Here is a 20,547-nt window from a genome sequence, read left to right as displayed (position 1 = left end):
CTTTCCGGAGGCAACCAACTTTTCTCAGGCCGCGAGCTCCGAGACAATAAGGCGGGTTGCATCAGCGATGACGTCATTACTGTTCGGGGCGCTGGCTATTTCTGTTCGGGTGAGAATGCACATGGCAATTGTTTGTCGCTGCCCCTGCCAAAGCACTCCGGCATCGTTGACGATTCCGTAATCGCCTGCGCCGGTTTTGTCTGCGAGCTCGAACGGCTCGGACAGGCCCGCACGAGCTCGTTTACCTGATGTGGTGTTGCGCAGCATTAAATCCTGGAGACGGCTACGTGCGAGTTGGCCGGCATCGCCGTCGATGAGGAGAGCTTTCATGATCGCGACCATGTCTTCGGCGGTAGTGGTATCGCGAACGTCTCCGGGAAGTCCTTCGTTGAGTTCAGGCTCTATGCGTTCCAGCCGCGTTCGCTTTGCGCCGAGTGCTTGAGCAAACTCCGTGATTGTTGCTGGTCCGCCGAGCTCACGGAGAAGAAGGTTGCCTGCTGTGTTGTCGGAGAATCGGAGGGCGGCGTCCGCCATTTGATTCGGCGTCATCGACATCGACGTTGAAGCGGTGGCGACCGGTGAATTCACGACGAGGTCAGCGGCAGTGAAAGAAATTGGTGTGTTCCAGTACTGGTCTTCATATCCGCGTAGGCGGAGCAGATTTGCGACTGCTAGCACTTTAAAAAGTGAGCACATCGGCACAGGCTCGGTTGCACGATGGTTGATTTGACGTCCGGAACGCACGTTCTTTGCACTCACGGCAATCATCACCCCCGATGTCGACTCGAGCTGACGGACACTCCGCCCAAAGTTTGAAATCACCGAGGTGAGTGCAGGGCTCGGTGTGGTGCACCCGGCAAGGGCGACCGCCGCCGCGCCAGCCACCAAAAAAGATCGTCGAGAAGAATGACCGAACGTTCGAGTAGAGGACACGTAGACCACTATGCGGGGCATTGCCCTCTCATGTCCAAGCATTAAAGGGCCCGACTAATCGCAAATGTGCAAAGTGGCTGCTGGAGTGGGTCACCGCGGCTCTGCCCGTCGGGAAGCGGATGTCGGAGCGCGAGGTGAGCGACCGTCTCGCGCTGGTCGTCGACGACGTCGTGACTCTAGGTCGGTACCTCGTCGATGCGGGAATGCTCGCACGCACACCGGATGGCGCGGTATACCAAGTCGAGAAGCGATATGGGTCGCGGACTACCTCCGACGACTTTTCGGCAATAATCCACGGTTTGCCGCGCGGCTACTGCTCCACGGCGCCAACTGCTTGATGCCCACGCCAGTTTGCTGCCTGCGGGCAGGGGTGAGGGGACCGGTAGACTTGCCGGGTCAAGCATCCGCTATATCTGGGAGAACGCCACGTGACCGCTGCTACCACCACCCACTCCCGCGGCGTCGCCGACACCGTTTCCAACGCCATCGCGACGCCCGAGAAGGAGCAGCCCTACGGCGCGCTCGGGCTCAAGGCCGACGAGTACGCGAAGATCCGCGAAATTCTGGGCCGCCGCCCCACGAGCGGCGAACTCGCCATGTACTCGGTGATGTGGAGCGAGCACTGCTCCTATAAGAGCTCAAAGATGTACCTGCGCCAGTTCGGCGACAAGGTCACGCCCGCCATGAAGAAGAACCTCATGGTCGGCATGGGCGAGAACGCCGGCGTTCTCGACGTCGGCGAGGGCTGGGCGGTCACCTTCAAGATCGAATCGCACAACCACCCCTCCTACATCGAGCCGTTCCAGGGCGCCGCGACCGGCGTCGGCGGCATCGTGCGCGACATCATCTCGATGGGCGCCCGCCCGGTCGCCGTGATGGACGCCCTGCGCTTCGGCGATATCACCGACCCGGACACCGCACGCGTCGTGCACGGCGTGGTCAGCGGCATCAGCTTCTACGGCAACTGCCTCGGCCTGCCGAACATCGGCGGCGAAACCGTGTTCGACCGGGTCTACCAGGGCAACCCGCTCGTCAACGCGCTCTCGGTCGGCGTGCTGCGCCACGAAGACCTGCACCTCGCCAACGCCCGGGGGGTCGGCAATCAGGTCGTGTTGTTTGGAGCCCGCACCGGCGGCGACGGCATCGGCGGGGCATCCATTCTCGCCTCCGACACCTTCAGTGCTGGCGGGCCGACCAAGCGCCCCGCGGTGCAGGTCGGCGACCCGTTCGCCGAGAAGGTGCTCATCGAGTGCTGCCTCGAACTGTTCGCCGGCAAGCTCGTCGAGGGAATTCAAGACCTCGGTGCCGCCGGAATCAGCTGCGCGACCAGCGAACTCGCCTCGAACGGCGACGGTGGCATGTTCATCGAACTAGAGAAGGTACTGCTGCGCGACCCCACGCTCACCGCCGAAGAGATTCTCATGAGCGAGAGCCAGGAACGCATGATGGCCATCGTCACGCCCGAAAAGCTCGAGGGCTTTCTCGCCGTCACCAAGAAGTGGGACGTCGAGACCAGCGTGCTCGGCGAAGTCACCGATACCGGTCGGTTGATCATCAACTGGCACGGCGAAGAAATCGTCAACGTACTGCCGCGCACCGTCGCCGTCGACGGCCCGGTCTACGAGCGCCCGCTCGCCTACCCGACCTGGATCGACGCCCTGCAGGCCGACACCGCCTCCGTGCTGCCGCGCGCCCTCGACGGCGAGACCCTGCGTGAGCAGTTCCTCGATCTGCTCGGTTCGCCGAACCTGGCCGACCCGAGCTGGATCACCGACCAGTACGACCACTACGTGCAGGGCAACACGGCGCTGGCTTTTCCCGACGACGGCGGCATGATCCGCGTCGACGAGGAGAGCGGCCTCGGCTTCGCGATCGCGACCGATGCGAACGGCCGTTACTGCCAGCTCGACCCGTATCGCGGCGCGCAGCTGGCCCTGGCCGAGGCGTACCGCAACGTGGCCGCGACCGGCGCGGTGCCGGCCGGCGTCAGCGACTGCCTCAACTTCGGCTCGCCCGAGAACCCCGAGGTCATGTGGCAGTTCCGCGAGGCCGTCACCGCCCTCGCCGACGGATGCCTGGAGCTTGAGATTCCGGTCACCGGCGGCAACGTCTCGTTCTACAACCAGACCGGCGACCAGCCCATTCACCCGACCCCGGTCGTGGCCGTGCTCGGCGTGATCGACGACGTCGCCCGCCGCATCCCGAGCGGATGGCAGGACGACGGGCACAACATCTACCTGCTCGGCACGACCCGCCTCGAGCTCGACGGCTCAGCCTGGGCCGGTGTGGTGCACAACCACCTCGGGGGTCGTCCGCCGGTCGTGGACCTCAGCCAGGAGAAGGCCCTCGCCGGTCTGCTGCACGCCGCCTCGAAGGAAGCCCTCATCGACAGCGCCCACGACCTCAGCGAGGGCGGGCTCGCCCAGGCCCTCGCCGAAGCCGTGATGCGCTTCGGGGTGGGCGCGCGCGTCTGGCTGGGTGACATTCTGGATCGGGACGGGGTCGACGCATCCACTGCGCTCTTTTCGGAGTCGGCCGGTCGCGTCATCGTTTCGGTGCCGCGCGAAGACGACGTGAAGTTCCTCGGCCTGTGTGCCGGCCGCTACATTCCGGTGCTGCGCATCGGAGTGACCGACGCCACCCTGCGCGCCCTAGAGGTTCAGGACGTCTTCGCCGCACCCCTAGCCGAGATGCGCAACCGTCACCAGTCGCCCCTCCCCGCCGCCTTCGCCTGACCTGGAGCGCGTCTCCGCCCGCGCATAACTCCTGCAATTTCTGCAGCGCCACCGGGTTCTCCCCGGAAATACGCGGGACTTTCACCTGCGGCGCACGAATTGCAGGAGTTAGGCGCGAAAAATGCGCCGCGACCTAGAGGAAGGGGTCGCCGATCAGGGTCTCGGCGCGCTCCCAAAGGCGCGCGGCCACCGCTCGGTCCCGCGAGGTGCGCGTTGCGGGCTGACGCACCGGGCGGCCGCGCAGCAGCAGGCTCGGGCCGAAGTAGTCGCCGCCGTTGGCATCCGGGTCGATCGCGGCCCGCACGGTGGACCAGGCGCCCTGCTGCTTGCTCTGGGCCCCGACGAGCAGCTGCAGCCCGTCGAGAACGCGTTTGCCACGCGACACCTCATTGACCGAACGGATGCCCAAGGTCAGCCCCGAAATGGAATATCCCGGATGCGCGACCAGCGACTGCACCATGCCGGCCCCATTGGCCCGCAGCCGCCGGTCAAGCTCGAATCCGAACACCTGCATGGCGATCTTGGACTGCGCGTACGCCTTCCAGCCGCTGTACGTGGTCGCCAGTTGCAGGTCGTCGAGCGAGGAGTCCATCAGCCGCGAGATCAGCGACCCGAGCGACACCACTCGGCTTCCCGGCGTGCGACGGAGCGCCATGAGCGAACCCGCGGTGAGGGCGAAATGCCCGAGAAAGTTCGTGGCGAACACGAGCTCGTTGCCGTCGAGGCTCACGGCGCGATCGGTCGGCGGGTGCACGATACCGGCGTTCAAAATCAAGCCGTCGAGGCGGGGGAAGGCGCGCAGCGTCTCGCTGACCTCGCGCACCGACTGCAGATCCGAGACATCGAGCTGCAGCACCGAAACGGATGCCCCCGGCACCCGTAATCGGATGGCCGCCGCCGCCGCATCCGCTTTCACCGGGTTGCGGCAGGCGAGCACGACGTGCGCTCCCGCACCGGCGAGCTGCTCGCTGGTGAAGTAGCCGAGGCCGGCGTTGGCTCCGGTGACGACGAAGGTCTTGCCGGCCTGATCGGGCAGCGAGCGTGGGTTCCAGCTCACCCGACTACGAAGCCACGATCGGCGAAACGGCCGGCGCAGCGCCCGCCGCGCGCCCCGGCGCCACGGCCGGGCCGCCGGCGATTTTCACGTGATGATGAATGACCTCGGCGATGATGAAATTGAGAAACTTCTCGGCGAATGCCGGGTCGAGGTGCGCCTCTTCGGCGAGGCCGCGCAGCCGGTCGATCTGCATGAGCTCGCGGGCCGGATCGGCGGCCGGCAGTCCGTGGGCGGCCTTGAGCCGGCCCACCGACTGGGTGAATTTGAATCGCTCGGCCAGCAGATGAATGAGCGCGGCATCGATATTGTCGATACTCTCGCGAATGCTGTGCAGCTGCTCGATTGCCGCAGCGTCGGCATCAGCGGGTAGTTCCTCGTGTGCGGCCATGGTTTTACGATAATGCATGCCCTAAGCGGATGCCGCCGCCTCCCGGCCGCGCGCCCCGAACGACCCGAGCCGCAACCGTTTTTGGGTCAGCAGGATGCCCAGCAGCACCAGGAGCGCCCCGGCCGGCTCGTGCCAGGAGAATGTTTCGGCGAGCACGAGCACTCCGAGCACCACTCCCACGACGGGCGTCACGTAGGTCACCGTGGACGCGTTGGTCGGCCCCCAGGCCCGCAACACGTTGATGTTCCAGATGTAGGCCAGGCCGGTGCCGAGCGCACCGAGCGCCAGCAGACACAGCACGATCGAATAGGTCAGCACCACCGGGCTCCAGGCCAGCACCGGGGTGAGCAGCAGCATGATGAACCCGGCGAGGCCGATGTTGAGAAAGGCGAAGGTCGACGCAGCTATCGGCCGCCCACTAAGAAAGCGGCGGGTGTAGCCGAAGGTGAAGCCGTAGCAGACGGCCGCGCCGAGGCAGGCGAGCTGGCCCCAGAGGTCGCCGGTGAGTGAGGAATACTGCCACGGACCAATGATCACGACGACACCGACGATGCCGAGCACGACACCGGCGACCTGCGCGCGCACGAGTTTCTCCACCCGAAAGGCGAGCGTCGCCATCACCGCCGTCATGATCGGGGTGACCGCGTTGTAAATGCTGGCCAGGCTCGACGAGACATACTGCTCGGCCCAAGCGAACAGCAGGTGTGGGATCACGCATCCGCTGACCGCGATCACCAGAAAGTGCAGCCAGACCACGCCCTCCCGCGGCAATACCGGCCCGGTCCCGATGCGCGGACGGCGCACCAGCACGATCAGCCCGAGCGTCAACCCGCCGAGAACCAGCCGTGACCAGGCGATCTGGCCGAAGCTGACGCCGTCGAGGGCGATCTTCATGAACAGAAAGCTCGCGCCCCAGATCAGGCCCATCCCGAGGAATTGCACCACGACGAGGGTCTTGCTGGCTGCAGGGGTCTGGGGCACTCCACGAGCCTATAGCGCAGGTCGCCCGCTGGAGGTCGGCACCAACTCGACGTCCGAAAAGCGCCGAAACATGGCAGCGGATGCCGCCCGCACGCCCTGCCCGTGGCCAATTCAGGAAATCCGGCCAGCCGGCCGCCGGCACCCCGCCCGGTTCCGTGCCTCAGACACTCGCGCCTGAGGTTTTTCCTGAATTAACCCCCAAACCCACCGGGTACGAGCGGATGCCGCCCCCGCTACGACGCGTCGGCCCCGGCATTGCGTTCGGTGTCGGTTCCGGCCGGGCGGCCGCCACGAATTCCGCCCTGCGGTCCGCCACCGACAATGGTGCCGCCGGGCGCAGCCGGGCGCCGGCTGCGGTAGGTCACGAATCGGCCAGGCATCGCGTTGAGACGAGCTTCCAACCCGGCACGCACCGCCGGCCATTCCTCAGCGAGGATCGAGTAGACGGCGCTGTCGCGCCAGGTACCGTCGGCGCGGGGACGATCGCGGCGCAGGATGCCCTCAAACGTGGCGCCGATGCCGAGGATGGCGGCGCGGGAACGAGCGTTGATGGCATCCGCTTGAATTTTGACCCGGCCGAAGCCGTTGTCGAAGGCCGTGCCGAGCACGAGCAGTTTGGTTTCAGCGTTGACGGCGGTGCCCCAAACGCGCGGGTCGTAGGCGGTCCAGCCGAGATGGATCGCCTCATTGACGACGTCGATGTCACCGAGGGTCGTGGTGCCGACGACGTCGCCGTCGTTCGGACCGCCGAGCAGGCGCACCACATAGGGCAGGCCTTCCCACTGAAAGTAGTCGTGCGCCCACTTAATGAAGCCCTCACCCTGCCGCAGGGCAGCCGGGCCGCCGCCGTAGCCGGCGGCGAACACCTCCGGGTGCGCGATGGCACGCGCCAACTCGGGGAGCACTGCACTGCCGAGCGGTTGCAGCTGAACAAAGCGACCGGTCAGGGTCAGGGAATGGGGTCTCACGGCGTTCACTCGCCCAGTGTGACACGCCAAAGTGAGGAATCGTGCGCGGTTCGCGGCAACCCGCCGAGAAATCTAGTCGATCAGGTCGTGACGCACCACGATGGCTTCACGGTCGGGCCCGACGCCGATCGCCGAAATGCGCGATCCGCTCATCGACTCGAGGGCGAGCACATAGTTTTGCGCTGCCTGCGGCAGTTCCTCGAAGGTGCGCATACCGGTGATGTCTTCGGTCCAGCCGGGAAAGTTCTCGTAGATCGGAACGGCGTGGTGAAAGTCGCTCTGTGAGACGGGCACCTCGTCGACGCGCACGCCGTCGACCGAGTAGGCCACGCAGACCGGGATCTCGGCCAGGCCGGTGAGCACGTCGAGTTTGGTCAGCACGAAGTCGGTGACACCGTTGACGCGCGCCGTGTAGCGGGCGATTGGGGCGTCGTACCAGCCGCAGCGACGTGGGCGACCGGTGGTGGTACCGAACTCGAAGCCGTTGGCGCGCAGGTATTCGCCCGACTCGTCGAACAGTTCGGTGGGGAACGGGCCGCTGCCGACCCGGGTCGTGTAGGCCTTGACCACGGCGATGACGCGGTCAATGCGGTTCGGAGCGATTCCGCTGCCCGTCACTGCGCCGCCCGAGGTGGCGTTCGACGACGTGACGAAGGGATAGGTACCGTGGTCGACGTCGAGCATGGTGGCTTGGCCGCCCTCGAACAAGACGGTCTTGCCGTCGTTGAGCGCCTGGTGCAGCAGCAGGGCGGTGTCGGCGACCATGGGGCGCAGACGCTCGGCGTAACCGAGCAGTTCGGTGACGATCTCCTCGGCCTCGATGGCGCGGCGGTTGTAGACCTTGACCAGCATGTGGTTCTTCTGGTCGAGGGCTCCCTCGACCTTCTGGCGCAAGATATTCTCATCAAACAGGTCCTGCACACGGATGCCGACGCGGTTGATCTTGTCGGCGTAGGCCGGGCCGATGCCGCGCCCGGTAGTGCCGATCTGACGCTTGCCGAGAAAACGCTCGGTGACCTTGTCGAGGGTGCGGTGATAGGCGGTGATGACGTGGGCGTTGAGGCTGACCTTGAGCCGGGAGACGTCGACGCCACGCTCGGACAGGGCGTCGAGCTCTTCGAACAGAACCTCGACATCGACGACGACGCCGTTGGCGATGACCGGGGTGACGCCGGGGCTCAAGATACCGGACGGCAGCAGGTGCAGGGCATACTTCTCATCGCCCACGACGACGGTGTGGCCGGCGTTGTTGCCGCCGTTGAACTTGACGACATAGTCGACCCGGCTGCCGAGCAGGTCGGTGGCCTTACCCTTGCCCTCGTCGCCCCACTGGGCTCCGATGAGTACGATCGCGGGCATTAGTCTTCTCCTCGAATAACAAAAGCTTCGGTGGGCGGCGCCGGGTCGAAACCCGGGCTGCCGGTGTGCAGCGTGGCGATAATGTCAATGGCGTTCGCGTCGGCATCCGTCAGAAAAGCCGTGAGGCGCACAACTTCGTCGGCCTCGCCGATCTCATCGGCAGCGCGGCGCAGCGCGAACAGGGCGCGGAGCACCCCGCGGTTGGGTTCGTGGCGCCACGGAATGGGGCCGTGGCCGCGCCAGCCGGCCTTGCGCAGGGCGTCGAGTCCGCGGTGGTAGCCGACCCGGGCGTAGGCGTAGGACTCCAGGATGCGACCCTCGTGGTGGGTGGCATCGGCTAGTTCGGCCCAGGCCAGCGGGGAGGTCGGGTGCACCTGCACCACGGTGGCGAGCTGGCTCCTCGCGGTTCGGCGCAGGGCCTCGAGCACCTCCGGTTCCGCGGGAAGAAGGGTCTCGGGCTCTGAAATCAAATTGTCGCCGGTCACACTGAATCCTACCAAGGCCGCGGTGCCCTCATCCCGGCGACGGGCCCGGCCGGCCTAAAACACCAGGCCTAAAACACCAGGTCTGGAACGCTAGTCCGGAACGCTAGGCCTGGCTTTGCTGTCGGGCCGCGACGCGCCAGCCACCGTTGACGAACAGGTAGGTCGTCGACATGTTCAGTTCGGCGACCTCCTCGCCGCGGCGGGCGATAGCCTTGTACACGACGACTCCGGCGTGCTCGCCGAGCCGGATGATGGCCGGTTCGTGGATGCCGTAGCTCTCCCACGGCGCCGCCTGGTCGAAGTAGGCGGTGACCTCGTCGCGGGTGATAATGGCGCCCGGCACGATCATCAGGCCGTCGTCGGTCATTTCGCGCTGGTAGTACGCGCCGCCCTCGCCGCCCAGGATGGCCTGCCAGCCGGCGTTTTCTTCGTGGAGGAGCCGGGCCGGAAGATCGTCAGTGATCGCAGTCATACCGCCACGCTAGCCCTTGCCGCGGCGGTTTGGTCAGAAAAATCAGAACCGGTGCTGAAGCACCCAGGCGTGCATGGTAACGGCAGCGGCGGCCGAGGCGTTGATCGACCGAGTCGATCCGAACTGGCTGATTTCGACGACGGCATCGGCGGCGGTGATGGCCTCGTCCGACAGTCCGGGGCCCTCCTGGCCGAACAGCAGCACGCAGCGTTCGGGAAAGCGGAACGTCTCGATGATGACGCTGCCTGGCACATTGTCAATGGCGATGATCGGCAGGTCACCCTGAGAACACCACTCAACGAACGCGGCGACATCCGGGTGGTGCAGCACGTGCTGGTAGCGGTCGGTGACCATGGCACCGCGCTTGTTCCAGCGCTTGCGGCCGATGATGTGCACGGTGTCGGCGCCGAAGGCGTTGGCGCTGCGCACGATCGAACCGATGTTCATGTCGTGCTGCCAGTTCTCAATGGCCACGTGAAACGGATGCCGGCGCTCATCGAGATCGGCCACGATCGCCGCCATGGTCCAGTATCTATACCGGTCGATCACGTTGCGAGTGTCGCCGTGCTCGAGCAGGTCAGCGTCGTACCGATCTTCGCTCGGCCACTCCCCCGGCCAGGGACCGACGCCGTAGGTCGAGCGTTCCGGCGTGGGGCTGCCGTTGGCCGGCACGTCGGCGGCGAACGTTGGGGCTGCTGATTCTGTCACTACCCAACCGTATCTTGCCGACCGCACCCCAATTCGGGGTTTCGGTGCGCCTAACTTCTGGCTAGGGTTTCGGTATGACTAAAACGGATGCCCCGGCCCCCGACCGCGTGCTCTCGCAAGCTCCCACCACCGTCGCCTCCAGCCGGCTGCTCTGGCTGCTCGGTCCGGCCCTCGTGGCCGGGGTCGCCTACCTCGACCCGGGCAACGTTGCGAGCAATATGACCGCCGGCGCAGGGTACGGCTACCTGCTGGTCTGGGTGGTCGTGGCCGGCAACGTCATGGCGTGGCTCATCCAGTACCTTTCGGCCAAGCTCGGCATCGTCACCGGGGCGAGCCTGCCCGAGATTCTCGGGGTGCGCATGAAACGGCCGATGGCCAGGCGGCTGTACTGGGTGCAGGCCGAGTTGGTTGCCATGGCCACCGACCTCGCCGAGATCATCGGCGGGGCCGTCGCCCTCAACCTGCTGTTCAACCTGCCGCTGATCTGGGGCGGCGTGATCACCGGCACCATCTCGATGATCGTGCTTATGGTGCACTCCCGGCGGGGCCCGCGCATATTCGAGCGGGTCATCATCATGCTCATGCTCATCATCACCGTCGGTTTCACGGCGGGCGTCTTCATTTCTCCGCCCGACGGTGGCGGGGTGCTCGATGGTCTGGTGCCGCGGTTCGAGGGCTCCAACTCGGTGTTGCTCGCTGCGTCCATCCTCGGCGCCACGATCATGCCGCACGCCATCTATGCGCACTCCTCACTCACGCGTGACCGGTTTCCGGAGTGGCAGGGTACCGTCGCCACCCGCCGCCTGCTCTGGGCCACCAAGTGGGACGTCACCATCGCGATGGCGATCGCCGGAACGGTGAACCTGGCGATCCTGCTGCTCGCAGCATCCGCTTTGCAGGGTGTGGACGGAACCGACACCCTAGAAGGGGCCTATGCGGCGCTGAAAGACACGCTCGGGCCGATCGTCGCGACCCTGTTCGCGGTGGGGCTGCTCGCGTCGGGGCTCGCGTCGACCTCGGTCGGTGCCTATGCCGGTGCCGAGATCATGCACGGACTGCTGCACGTGCGCATCCCGTTGTTGCTGCGCCGACTGGTCACCCTGATTCCGGCGCTGATCATTCTCGGCGTGGGGTTCGACCCCACCCAGGCGCTCGTGCTCAGCCAGGTGGTGCTGTCGTTCGGTATTCCGTTCGCGCTGATTCCGCTGGTCTGGCTCACCGCCCAGCGCGGTCTGCTCGGAACCTTCACCAATCGGTGGTTCACCACGGCCGCCGGTGCCGTGTGTGCGCTAGCCCTCGTAGCGCTGAACCTGGTGCTGCTGGTGCTCGTGTTCGGCGAGTTCTAAGAGAAGTGGCGCCTGAACGGCTACCCTGAAACAGCTATGACCTACACGACCGGCGCGGCTGAGGACTACCTCAAGACCATCTATGCCCACACCGAGTGGCAGCCCGACCTGATCACGCCGTCCGTGCTGGCGGCACGGCTGGGCGTGGCGCCGTCATCCGTCACCGAGATGGTCAAGAAGCTCGCCGCGAACGGCCTCATCACCCACGTTCCGTACGGCCCGCTGGCCTTGACGGATGCCGGCCGCCTGCGTGCGACCGCCGTCGTGCGGCGGCATCGCCTGATCGAGACCTGGCTGGTCGGCGCGATGGGCTACGACTGGGATCAGGTGCACGACGAGGCCGAGATTCTCGAGCACTCCATCTCGGATCGACTGCTCGAGGCGATCAACGCACGGCTCGGGTTTCCGGCGCACGATCCGCACGGTGATCACATTCCCGCCGCCGACGGCACCGTGGTGCGGCCGCCCGCACTTTTGCTGGCCGAGGCCGCGGTCGGGCATTGTGGCACGGTGCTGCGCATCAGCGACCGCGACCCGGCTGTGCTGCGTGAGCTCGCCGCCGACCTCATCGGGCCGGGCACCGAGTTCACGCTCGCGGCCCCGTTCACCATCGTTTTAGCGGATGGCCAGAGCCGGCTGGTCACGCCCGCTGCGACCGCCGCCATCTGGGTGACCGCCTGACGCGTGGCGGGCATCCGCTTATTCGTGCGATACCCGTAACCGTGGGGAAACGTCGCGCGGCTAGGCTGGGAGTCGACGAAATGGAGCGCCTGATGGCACGACGCGACGAAATCGAATGCTGGCTCACCGACATGGACGGTGTACTCGTGCACGAGAACCAGGCCCTCCCGGGGGCGGCCGAGCTGCTGCAGCAGTGGACCGACGCGGGCACGCCGTTTCTGGTGCTCACCAATAACTCCATCTTCACGCCCCGCGACCTGAGCGCCCGGCTGCGTTCGAGCGGGCTCAACGTGCCGGAGGACCGAATCTGGACCTCGGCACTCGCCACGGCCGACTTTCTGAAGTCACAGGTGTCCGGCGGCACCGCGTTCGTGATCGGCGAGGTCGGAATCACGACCGCTCTGCACGAAGCCGGGTTCATCATGACCGAGACCGACCCCGACTACGTCGTCGTCGGCGAGACGCGCAACTACTCGTTCGAGGCGATCACCAAGGCGATTCGGCTCATCCTGGCCGGAGCGCGGTTCATCGCGACGAACCCGGATGCGACCGGCCCGAGCAAGGACGGCCCGATGCCGGCGACCGGCGCCATTTCGGCGCTGATCTCCAAAGCCACCGGCATGGACCCCTACGTCGTCGGCAAACCCAATCCCATGATGTTCCGCTCGGCGATGAACAAGATCGGTGCCCACTCGGAGAACACCGGCATGATCGGTGACCGCATGGACACCGACATCGTCGCCGGCATCGAGGCCGGGCTGCACACCATCCTGGTGATGACCGGCATCAGCGACGAAGCCGAGATCAACCGCTACCCGTTCCGACCCGACGAGATCGTGGCCGGCGTGCACGAGCTCCTCGTCACCGAGCCGATCGAGAGCGACGAGATCTAGGCCGTAGTGGGGACGCTCGTTCCTACGGTGACGAGCACCTTGACCTGCTCGGGGTCGTCCGAGGCGCGAAATGCCTTGGCGGCATCGGCCAGATCGAAAGTGGCCGTGATGATCTCCTCGATCGGCACGGTCTTCGTCTGCAGCAAACGGATGGCCCGAGCCACGTCCTCACGCACGTACATCAGGTTTCCGCACAGGGTCAGCTCGCGGTCCTGCACCAGGTCGAGATCGACCAGAAGCGGTCGTAGGCACCGGGAACCGGTACCGCTATCCGTTCCAGAACAATGTCCGTGGCGGAATTCACGACGACGCGACGGTTGGTGAGAACGGTCATGATCAGTACACCGTGTATCCGCCGTCGGCGACGAGCACCGAACCGGTGATGAACGACGCAGCCTCACTCGCGAGGAAGACGACACAGGGTGCGATCTCCTCGGGCAGGGCGAACCGCTTCTGGGGCGCGTCCTCGACCCAGTAACGCTGGAATTCCGGCCGGTCGACGGGAGCCATGTCCGTTTTTACGTAGCCGGGGGCGACCGCGTTGACCCGGATTCCCAGCGGCGCCCACTCGGCGGCCAGGGAACGGGTCAAATGATGCACCGCAGCCTTGGATGCGTTGTAGGCCGGCTGCATCTGCGGGCGGTTCACGATGATGCCCGACATCGAGCCGATGTTGACGATGGCACCCTTGCCCTCAGTGCGCATGTGCGCGCCCACCGAAAGGCTCGCCTTCCAGAGCGCACGCACGTTGAGGTCCCAGACCGCGGCCCACTCATCATCGGTCACATCGAACGCCGGTGCGTGGTAGCAGGTACCCGCGTTGTTCACCAGAATATCGATCTTGCCGAGGCCGGCGATGGCTTCCTCGGTCATGCGCGCGACCTGATCGTCCTTGGTGATGTCGGCCTGAATGGTGACGAAGTCGTGGCCGGCAGTCGCTGCCTCCACGGCGACGGCGGCGTTGCGCTCCGCGCTTCGCCCGGCGATCGCGACGTGCGCGCCGGCCTGGGCCAGCGCGAAGGCGAAGGCCTTGCCCAGTCCCTGGTTGCCGCCGGTGACCAAGGCGGTTTTGCCCTCGAGGCTGAATACGTCCATGGTGGTGCTCCGGTTTCTCTCTAAATTAGTTCGGGTAGACGATGGACTTGAGGCTGTCGTCGTTTCGATCACTGTCGAGGGCTTCCGCGACGTGCTCGAGGTCAAATTTGCCCGTCACGAGCGAGTCGAGGTCGACCTGGCCGGAGGCGACGAGGTGGATGGCCGTCGGCCAGGTGTCCACGTAGCGAAAGATGCCGGTGACCGTGATTTCCAGGTTCTGAATATGCGACACCGGCAGAATCATCTCGGGGTTTCCCAGCCCCACCAGAACGACCGTGCCGGCCGGCCGTACCGAGCGGATGCCGCTGTCAACGGCCCGCGCAGACCCGCTCGCGTCGATGAACGCGTTCACGTCGAGGTTGAGTGTTGCCGGGTCCTCGGCCACCGGATCGATGACCCTGGTGGCGCCGAATTTCAAGGCCCGCTCCCGCTTCGCCGCGATGAGGTCGGAGACGATGATCTCGCTTGCCCCGAAGGCCCGCGCGGTCTGGGCGGTGATGATGCCGATCGGCCCGGCCCCGGCGATGAGGATCGACGAGCCCGGAACAATCTGGGCCTTACGGATACTCGCGATGGCGACGGAGAGAGGCTCCAGCAGGGCGGCAGCCTCAAAGGAGACCGAGTCGGGAATCGCGTGGGCGAATTCGGTCTGGATCGTCACGTAGCCGCAGAAGGCACCGTCGATGGGCGGTGTCGCGTAGAACTCCATCTTCGAGCACAGATTGTACCGACCGGCGCGGCATTCCCGGCACAGGCGGCAGGGACGCTGGGGTTCCACGGCCACCCGTTCCCCGATGCGGGCGGGGTCGACGTCGACTCCGACCCCCACGATGGTGCCGCTGAGCTCATGGCCGAGAACCAGGGGTGCGTCGACGATGAAGTCGCCGATTCGGCCTTCGCGGTAGTAATGCACGTCTGAGCCGCAGACGCCGACCGCGGCGACCTCGACCAGCACCTCGCCGGCACCGGCCGTGGGCACGGGTCGATCCTCAATCGTCAGCTCCTGTTGTTTCAGCAAAACGCTCGTGCGCATTGTCGTCGGCAGCGTGGGTGAACTGTCCATGACTAGTCTTCTCTCTGATAAGGATGTGATTCGTGGGGACTGAAAAAGAGGCCGCGTCCGGAGACGATATAGCCGGCACCACGCGAGACGGCCAGGGCGGCCACCGCACCCGTGACCCCGCCGTCCACGCCGACCGGCACGGTGCCGGCGAATCGGCCAACGGCCTCGAGACCGTGCAGGTCGGCCGCGATGCCCGACGTGCCGGTTCCGGTGGTGACGACCTTTCCTGTGGTTGCGAGAACCCGGTTCACGACGTCAAGGGAACCTTCGAGCGAGTGCGCGAGCTGGTCGATCACGGCCGCTTCTCGACGAATGAAGGCGCGCGCGGATTCCAGCACCTCAACACCGTTGTCGCTCACATGAACCCCGAACGCTCTCTTTTGTCTAGATCTTCATCCTCGCGGCGCTGTACTCAAATGTCAAGTCACGCGCTCATATGAGAGAATCGTCTTGCGAACCTGAAATTCGGCGCAGAGTGGCGAGGCAGAGGAGAGTCATGAATATCGGTCCCAGCGAGCTCGTTCAAATGGCCTATGTGGCGCAGCAGCACTATCGTGTCGGAAAATCGCTCGTTGAAATCGCTGACGATATCGACATGTCCCGCTTCAAGGTCGCGCGACTTCTGGCCCGAGCCCGAGAGACCGGACTCGTCACCATTCGGGTGAACGCGCCGGGCACCCTGCACGCCGAACTTGCTCGCCGTCTGGCGGCGGCCTACGGGCTGAACCGGGCGATCGTGGCCAACACGACCACCGATCTCAGCCCGGCTATTCGGGCGGAACTGGGTCGGATCACGGCCAATCTGCTGACCGAGATCGTCACGGAATCCGACGTGCTTGGCATCGCCAGCGGGCGCACCCTCACGGCCATCGTCGACCAACTCGACCGGCTCGCGCCCTGCGATGTCGTGCAGCTCACCGGCATGGCCGGCGACCCGAACCAGACGTCCAGCGACCTGGTGCGGCGCATCTGCGAGATTTCGGGCGGTCGACCGTTTCCGATCTACGCCCCCCTCGTGGTCTCCGATCCGCAGGCCGCTGAAGCGTTCAAGCGCCAGGCATCCGTTCAAGCCACCTTCCAGCGGATGAGCCGGGTGACGAAGGCGGTGCTCGCGGTCGGCAGTTGGGAGCCGCCGGAGTCCCAGTTGAGCGACGCCCTCAGCGACGACGAGCGCGCCGAGTTGCTCGCCCGCGGCGTTCGCGCCGAAATCAGCGCGACCCTGCTCGACGAACGCGGCCAGCGGGTACCTGCGCTGGAAGGACGCACGCTCGCGATCGACGTAGAGGCGCTGCGCAACATTCCCGAAGTCATCGTCGTGGCCGGTGGCGCCCAGAAGACGGAGGCCTTGCGGGCGGCGCTGAACACCGGGGTCGTCACCATCCTGGCCACCGATTCGCATATGGCCCAGCGGCTGTTGGACGGCGCGCCGCGCGCCAGGTGAACCCCCGGGAGCAAATGCGTGGTGCCGCGGTCGAGAGAATTCTCGACCGCGGCACCACGTTTGTGTTCGGGTAGGCGGTGCCTTACTCGCCCTGACCTGGCAGGTTCTCGAAGGCGATATCGCCCGTGATGAGGTTGCCGGCGATCAGCTCGCTGAGAGCGTCGAGGAAGGTCGGGCGGTCGGACACGACGTGCTCGATGGCGTCACCGACATTGTCGGTGGTGATCGGGGGCATGAGGTAGAGGAGGTTCTTGTCGACCTCTTCGCCGCGGGCGATCTTGGCAGCGACGGCGACACCCGTGGCGAGCTGGACGGTGCCGTTCTGCAGGCTGGTCCCGATGAAATCGCCGTTCTCGACGGCGTTGAGGCCGTCTTCGATTCCGTCGATGCCCACGACCGGTACACCCTCGATGCCGGCTTCGCGCAGGGCCTGCACGGCACCGAGACCCATGTCATCGTTCTGAGCGATCACACCATCGATCTCGCCGCCGAACGCGGAGATCCAGTTCTTCACCTTGTTGATGGCTTCGTCGCGGCTCCAGTTGGCCGTGTCCTTGGCGAGAACGGTGATTCCCGGGTTTTCGGCCAGCACGTTGTCGATTCCCTGGCCGCGGTTGATCTCACCGGATCCACCGAGCGGTCCCTGCAGGATCACCACGTTGCCGGAACCACCGAGCGCCTCCATCATCATTTCAGCTTCCTGCTCGCCTGCCGCGACGTCGTCGGGCTGAACACTGCCGGCGACCTCGGAGTTGTTCAGGGTGGCATTCACGTCGAGGAAGGGGATGCCGGCTGCCTTCGCAGCCGCGACCTGCGGCTGGAGGGTCTCGAGCTGCACCGGAACGACGACGATGGCGTCAACTGCGGCACTGATGTACTGGTCGATCTGGTTGGCCTGGGTGCTGACGTCCATTCCCGCTGAATTCCAGAGAATGTCGATGTCGTTCTCTTCGGCGTAGCGGTCGATGCCTTCTTTGCCCTCGGTGATAAACGACGACATGTCATAGACCGTCACACCGATAGTGACTCGGTCGCCCGCGTCGTCGCCCTGATTGGCGGTGGGGTCCCCTGCCCCGCACGCGGTGAGCGAGAGCGCTGTCAGCCCGGCGATCGCGATTCCGGTCGCGCGACGGATAGTGCGTGTGATCTTCATTGATTCCTCCGTGTTGGGTTCCCGGTGCCGGGAGTGCGTGGCGCCAGCGCGAATGCGCGTGGGCCAAGTGCGTGGTGACGAAACTAAACGCGCCGTTTGGAGGCCCACACGTCGACGGCGACGGCCGTGACGATGAGCATCCCCTTGATGACGTCCTGCCAGTAGGCGGGAACGGTGAGAATGTCGAGTCCGTTGTTGAGGGTTTGGATGAGCAGAAGGCCCAGCGCCGTGCCCCAGATGGTGCCCCGGCCACCGAGCAGGCTGGCTCCGCCGATCACGACCGCCGCGATGGCATCGAGTTCGTACCCCTGGCCCAGGTTCGGTGACCCGCTGATCACGCGGGATGAGAGCATGATTCCGGAAAGCCCCGCGAGCGCTCCGCTGATCGCGTAGACGCTGAACAGGATGCGTCCCGTCTTGACCCCCGCGATCTCGGCGGCCAGGCGGTTGCCGCCCACCGCATAGACGCGCATGCCGTAGGCGGTGCGCTTCATCAGGATTCCGAAACCCACGATGCTGACAATCATCAGGATCACGGGGATCGTCAGCCCGAAGATTTCGGTGTTGGCGATCTGACCATAGGCAGCCGGCAGTCCGTTGATCGGTGCGCCACCACCGACGACGAATGCGAGGCCGGAGGCCAGGGTGAGCATGCCCAGGGTGGCGATGAACGGTGGCACGTTGATGATCGAGACCACCAGCCCGTTGATCGAGCCGGCGATCAGCCCGACGGCCACGGCAACCAGCAATGCCAGCCAGACGCGATCGGGGAAGGTTTTGGCGGTCAGTGCCCCCGACATGGCGCTGAGGGCGATGATGCTGCCCACCGACAGGTCGATACCGCCAGTGAGGATGACGAGGGTCTGGCCGAGAGCGATGAGGGCGAACGGTGCGGCAGCGATGAGGATCGTGACGACGTTGTCGACGGTCCCGAACCGGGCGCTGCGATAGAGGAAGAACGAGATAATGAGCACCATCACGATGACCATCGCGTAGCGCACCGCAAGGTCCTGCAACCATTTTGCGGAGAAACGCCGCGTGGTGTCCTGGGTAATTGTCATGCTCAGTTGTCCTTCTGATTGTTCGTGGACGGGTCGGCGGGGTCGGGGTCGGAGGATTCGATGCCCTCGAGTCCGCTGGCCAGCCGAAAGATGGTGTCCTGCACACCTGGATGCGCCAGTTGCTCGGAATCGAGCTCACCGGCGATGATGCCGTTGCGCAGGACGAGCGCCCGATGGGACAAGCTCAGGATCTCCGGCATGTCGCTGGAGGCCATGACCACCGCCATCCCTTGCTCAGCGAGGTCCACGATGATGCGGTAAATCTCGCTGCGAGCGCCGACGTCAACGCCACGGGTTGGTTCATCGAGGATGAGAACATCTACGGGGGAGGTGAGCCAGCGCGCCAGCACGACCTTCTGCTGATTGCCACCGGAGAGCGTCTCCATCGATTGGTCGAGCCCGCGGCTGCGCAGCTTGACGGCGTCCATGGCCTCGCGCACCTGCGACCGGCGAAAGCCCTGTCGAAGCAGTCCGCCAACCGAGAATTTGTCCATCCGGGGCAGTGTGGCGTTGTCGAGTACGCTCATCGACAGCACGGCTCCGGCACCCTTGCGGTCCTCCGGAACGAAGGCCATGCGAGCCGCAATCGCTGCTGCGGGCGTGCCTCCCTTGATCGTGGTTCCCTTGACCCTGATCGAACCGGCGGTGCTCTTACGAATACCAAACACCGTTTCCAGCAATTCCGTGCGGCCGGCCCCGACGAGTCCGGCCAGACCGACGATCTCGCCCCGCCTCACAGTGAGGCTGAGCGGCGCGGCCGCGCCGGACACGTGCAGGTTGTCGATCTCGAGCACGGCTTCCGTACCGGGCTCCGGCAGGGCGGGAAAGAGGCCTTCGAGCTCACGACCGATCATGGCCGTGACGATGTCATCGTCGGTGAGGTTGCGCAGGGCCTCGTCGAGCACGAGCTCGCCGTCCCGCAAGACCAGGACGCGGTCCGCGAGAGCGCGCATTTCTTCCATTTTGTGGGTCGTGAAAAGCAGGGCCACACCGCGGTCGCGCAGTGTGCGCATCACCTCGATCAGTTTTCCGACTTCACGCTCGGCGATGGCGCTGGATGGCTCGTCGAGCAGGATGACGCGAGCTCCGGTGTTGGTCGCCTTGACGATTTCCACGATTTGCCGCAAACCGACGGGGAGGCTGCCCATGCGCCGCGTCGGCTCGATGTCGACGCCGAAGACGTGCAGAATCTGTCGGGCCGATTCAATCATCGCCCGGCGTCGCAGGCCGAACGGTCCGCTCAATTCGCGCCCGATGAAGATGTTCTCGTAGACCGTCATCTCCAGCACGGAGGCCAGTTCCTGGGGAACGATCGCCACCCCGAGCCGGTAGGCCGCTTGCGGGTTGCCGCTCGGAAGGCGTTCGCCACGCACGAGCACCTCGCCGGAGTCCGGCCGGTACTGCCCGGACGCGATCTTCATCAGCGTGGACTTTCCGGCGCCGTTTTCACCCGCCAGTGCGGTGATCGTTCCCGGAGCGAGCGAGAGGGAGATGCCCTTGAGCACCGGAATCCCACCAAATGCCTTGGTCAGATCGCGGCATTCCAAGGTGCCCAGTTCATCTGCCATCAGCCTCACCTTTCGTGCAAGGAGAGCTGGCGATAGAGCCTCTTTGCGATCAACCATCGAAAACGAATGTTTTCAAACTCTAACCACAAAAACCACATATGTGAAACCACCATGCACAAATGAGCGAAGTGCTACCCTTGAGCGCAGGCAAACTCAATGG

Annotated in this window: 23 protein-coding genes; 6 read left to right on the top strand and 17 right to left on the bottom strand. The window is 65.3% G+C overall.

What is annotated here, in order from left to right:
- Positions 1-24 precede the first annotated feature (24 nt).
- On the bottom strand, positions 25-954 hold the full coding sequence (bla, locus tag E3O25_RS12035) for a class A beta-lactamase (protein WP_166806019.1): 930 nt from the start codon (positions 952-954) through the stop codon (positions 25-27).
- Between bla and E3O25_RS17935 the strand changes: the two genes are divergently transcribed.
- Positions 954-1,271, top strand: coding sequence for a DUF2087 domain-containing protein (locus E3O25_RS17935; RefSeq protein ID WP_092110343.1), 318 nt, complete (start codon positions 954-956; stop codon positions 1,269-1,271). The genes bla and E3O25_RS17935 overlap by 1 nt on opposite strands.
- A gap of 90 nt (positions 1,272-1,361) precedes the next feature.
- Entirely contained in the window at positions 1,362-3,668 is a 2,307-nt protein-coding gene (gene purL, locus E3O25_RS12025; RefSeq protein WP_134361247.1) for a phosphoribosylformylglycinamidine synthase subunit PurL, read from the top strand.
- 133 nt (positions 3,669-3,801) lie between these two features.
- Here the strand turns inward: purL and E3O25_RS12020 are convergent, their stop codons facing one another.
- The 8 genes from E3O25_RS12020 to E3O25_RS11985 form a co-directional block, all read right to left on the bottom strand.
- On the bottom strand, positions 3,802-4,725 hold the full coding sequence (locus E3O25_RS12020; protein ID WP_134361246.1) for an SDR family NAD(P)-dependent oxidoreductase: 924 nt from the start codon (positions 4,723-4,725) through the stop codon (positions 3,802-3,804).
- A 4-nt stretch (positions 4,726-4,729) separates the two neighbouring features.
- Positions 4,730-5,113: a chorismate mutase gene (locus E3O25_RS12015; RefSeq protein ID WP_092110349.1), complete on the bottom strand. Its 384-nt coding sequence runs from the start codon at positions 5,111-5,113 to the stop codon at positions 4,730-4,732.
- 21 nt (positions 5,114-5,134) lie between these two features.
- Positions 5,135-6,040 (bottom strand): DMT family transporter, encoded by a 906-nt coding sequence (locus E3O25_RS12010; protein WP_092110482.1) that lies wholly within the window; start codon positions 6,038-6,040, stop codon positions 5,135-5,137.
- A gap of 287 nt (positions 6,041-6,327) precedes the next feature.
- On the bottom strand, positions 6,328-7,071 hold the full coding sequence (locus E3O25_RS12005; RefSeq protein ID WP_092110351.1) for a GNAT family N-acetyltransferase: 744 nt from the start codon (positions 7,069-7,071) through the stop codon (positions 6,328-6,330).
- Between the two features lie 63 nt (positions 7,072-7,134).
- Positions 7,135-8,421: an adenylosuccinate synthase gene (locus E3O25_RS12000; protein WP_092110353.1), complete on the bottom strand. Its 1,287-nt coding sequence runs from the start codon at positions 8,419-8,421 to the stop codon at positions 7,135-7,137.
- Positions 8,421-8,906, bottom strand: coding sequence for a DUF3151 domain-containing protein (locus tag E3O25_RS11995; protein WP_092110355.1), 486 nt, complete (start codon positions 8,904-8,906; stop codon positions 8,421-8,423). Before E3O25_RS11995 ends, E3O25_RS12000 begins: the two co-directional genes overlap by 1 nt.
- A gap of 103 nt (positions 8,907-9,009) precedes the next feature.
- Positions 9,010-9,378 (bottom strand): DUF4440 domain-containing protein, encoded by a 369-nt coding sequence (locus E3O25_RS11990; protein ID WP_092110357.1) that lies wholly within the window; start codon positions 9,376-9,378, stop codon positions 9,010-9,012.
- Between the two features lie 42 nt (positions 9,379-9,420).
- The gene (locus E3O25_RS11985; RefSeq protein WP_370448761.1) at positions 9,421-10,086 is read right to left on the bottom strand and encodes a TrmH family RNA methyltransferase; all 666 of its coding nucleotides are present in this window, start codon (positions 10,084-10,086) and stop codon (positions 9,421-9,423) included.
- Positions 10,087-10,160: 74 nt separating this feature from the next.
- Here E3O25_RS11985 and E3O25_RS11980 point away from each other — a divergent pair, with 74 nt between their 5' ends.
- The 3 genes from E3O25_RS11980 (at position 10,161) to E3O25_RS11970 (ending at position 13,006) form a co-directional block, all read left to right on the top strand.
- Positions 10,161-11,432, top strand: coding sequence for an Nramp family divalent metal transporter (locus E3O25_RS11980; RefSeq protein ID WP_134361245.1), 1,272 nt, complete (start codon positions 10,161-10,163; stop codon positions 11,430-11,432).
- Positions 11,433-11,468: 36 nt separating this feature from the next.
- Entirely contained in the window at positions 11,469-12,113 is a 645-nt protein-coding gene (locus E3O25_RS11975; protein WP_134361244.1) for a metal-dependent transcriptional regulator, read from the top strand.
- 92 nt (positions 12,114-12,205) lie between these two features.
- Complete coding sequence (locus E3O25_RS11970; protein WP_092110363.1) at positions 12,206-13,006, top strand: HAD-IIA family hydrolase; 801 nt, start codon at positions 12,206-12,208, stop codon at positions 13,004-13,006.
- On the opposite strand, the gene E3O25_RS11965 is transcribed toward E3O25_RS11970, so the two are convergent.
- The 5 genes from E3O25_RS11965 to E3O25_RS11950 are packed head-to-tail and all read right to left on the bottom strand — an operon-like array spanning position 13,003 to position 15,523.
- On the bottom strand, positions 13,003-13,188 hold the full coding sequence (locus E3O25_RS11965) for a hypothetical protein (protein WP_134361243.1): 186 nt from the start codon (positions 13,186-13,188) through the stop codon (positions 13,003-13,005). The two genes, E3O25_RS11970 and E3O25_RS11965, sit on opposite strands and share 4 nt — an antisense overlap.
- A gap of 17 nt (positions 13,189-13,205) precedes the next feature.
- Complete coding sequence (locus E3O25_RS17705) at positions 13,206-13,340, bottom strand: hypothetical protein (RefSeq protein ID WP_255576193.1); 135 nt, start codon at positions 13,338-13,340, stop codon at positions 13,206-13,208.
- Between the two features lie 2 nt (positions 13,341-13,342).
- On the bottom strand, positions 13,343-14,101 hold the full coding sequence (locus E3O25_RS11960; RefSeq protein WP_092110366.1) for an SDR family NAD(P)-dependent oxidoreductase: 759 nt from the start codon (positions 14,099-14,101) through the stop codon (positions 13,343-13,345).
- A 25-nt stretch (positions 14,102-14,126) separates the two neighbouring features.
- Positions 14,127-15,164, bottom strand: coding sequence for an NAD(P)-dependent alcohol dehydrogenase (locus tag E3O25_RS11955; RefSeq protein WP_134361242.1), 1,038 nt, complete (start codon positions 15,162-15,164; stop codon positions 14,127-14,129).
- 2 nt (positions 15,165-15,166) lie between these two features.
- Positions 15,167-15,523 (bottom strand): hypothetical protein, encoded by a 357-nt coding sequence (locus E3O25_RS11950; protein ID WP_134361241.1) that lies wholly within the window; start codon positions 15,521-15,523, stop codon positions 15,167-15,169.
- 137 nt (positions 15,524-15,660) lie between these two features.
- Between E3O25_RS11950 and E3O25_RS11945 the strand changes: the two genes are divergently transcribed.
- Positions 15,661-16,605 carry a sugar-binding transcriptional regulator gene (locus E3O25_RS11945; RefSeq protein ID WP_166787781.1) on the top strand — a complete coding sequence of 315 codons (945 nt, stop codon included), beginning with the start codon at positions 15,661-15,663 and terminating at the stop codon, positions 16,603-16,605.
- Between the two features lie 82 nt (positions 16,606-16,687).
- On the opposite strand, the gene E3O25_RS11940 is transcribed toward E3O25_RS11945, so the two are convergent.
- From E3O25_RS11940 to E3O25_RS11930, 3 genes are all read right to left on the bottom strand, one after another.
- Positions 16,688-17,758, bottom strand: a complete 1,071-nt coding sequence (locus tag E3O25_RS11940) for a substrate-binding domain-containing protein (RefSeq protein ID WP_134361240.1) — start codon at positions 17,756-17,758, stop codon at positions 16,688-16,690.
- A gap of 83 nt (positions 17,759-17,841) precedes the next feature.
- A complete protein-coding gene (locus E3O25_RS11935; protein ID WP_134361239.1) occupies positions 17,842-18,819 on the bottom strand; it encodes an ABC transporter permease in 978 nt (325 codons plus the stop codon).
- 2 nt (positions 18,820-18,821) lie between these two features.
- Positions 18,822-20,387: a sugar ABC transporter ATP-binding protein gene (locus E3O25_RS11930; RefSeq protein WP_092110378.1), complete on the bottom strand. Its 1,566-nt coding sequence runs from the start codon at positions 20,385-20,387 to the stop codon at positions 18,822-18,824.
- Positions 20,388-20,547 lie beyond the last annotated feature (160 nt).

Source organism: Cryobacterium sp. TMT1-3 (assembly GCF_004402315.1).
Classification (GTDB): Bacteria; Actinomycetota; Actinomycetes; order Actinomycetales; family Microbacteriaceae; genus Cryobacterium; species Cryobacterium luteum.
This window is presented reverse-complemented; position numbering and strand designations above follow the sequence as displayed.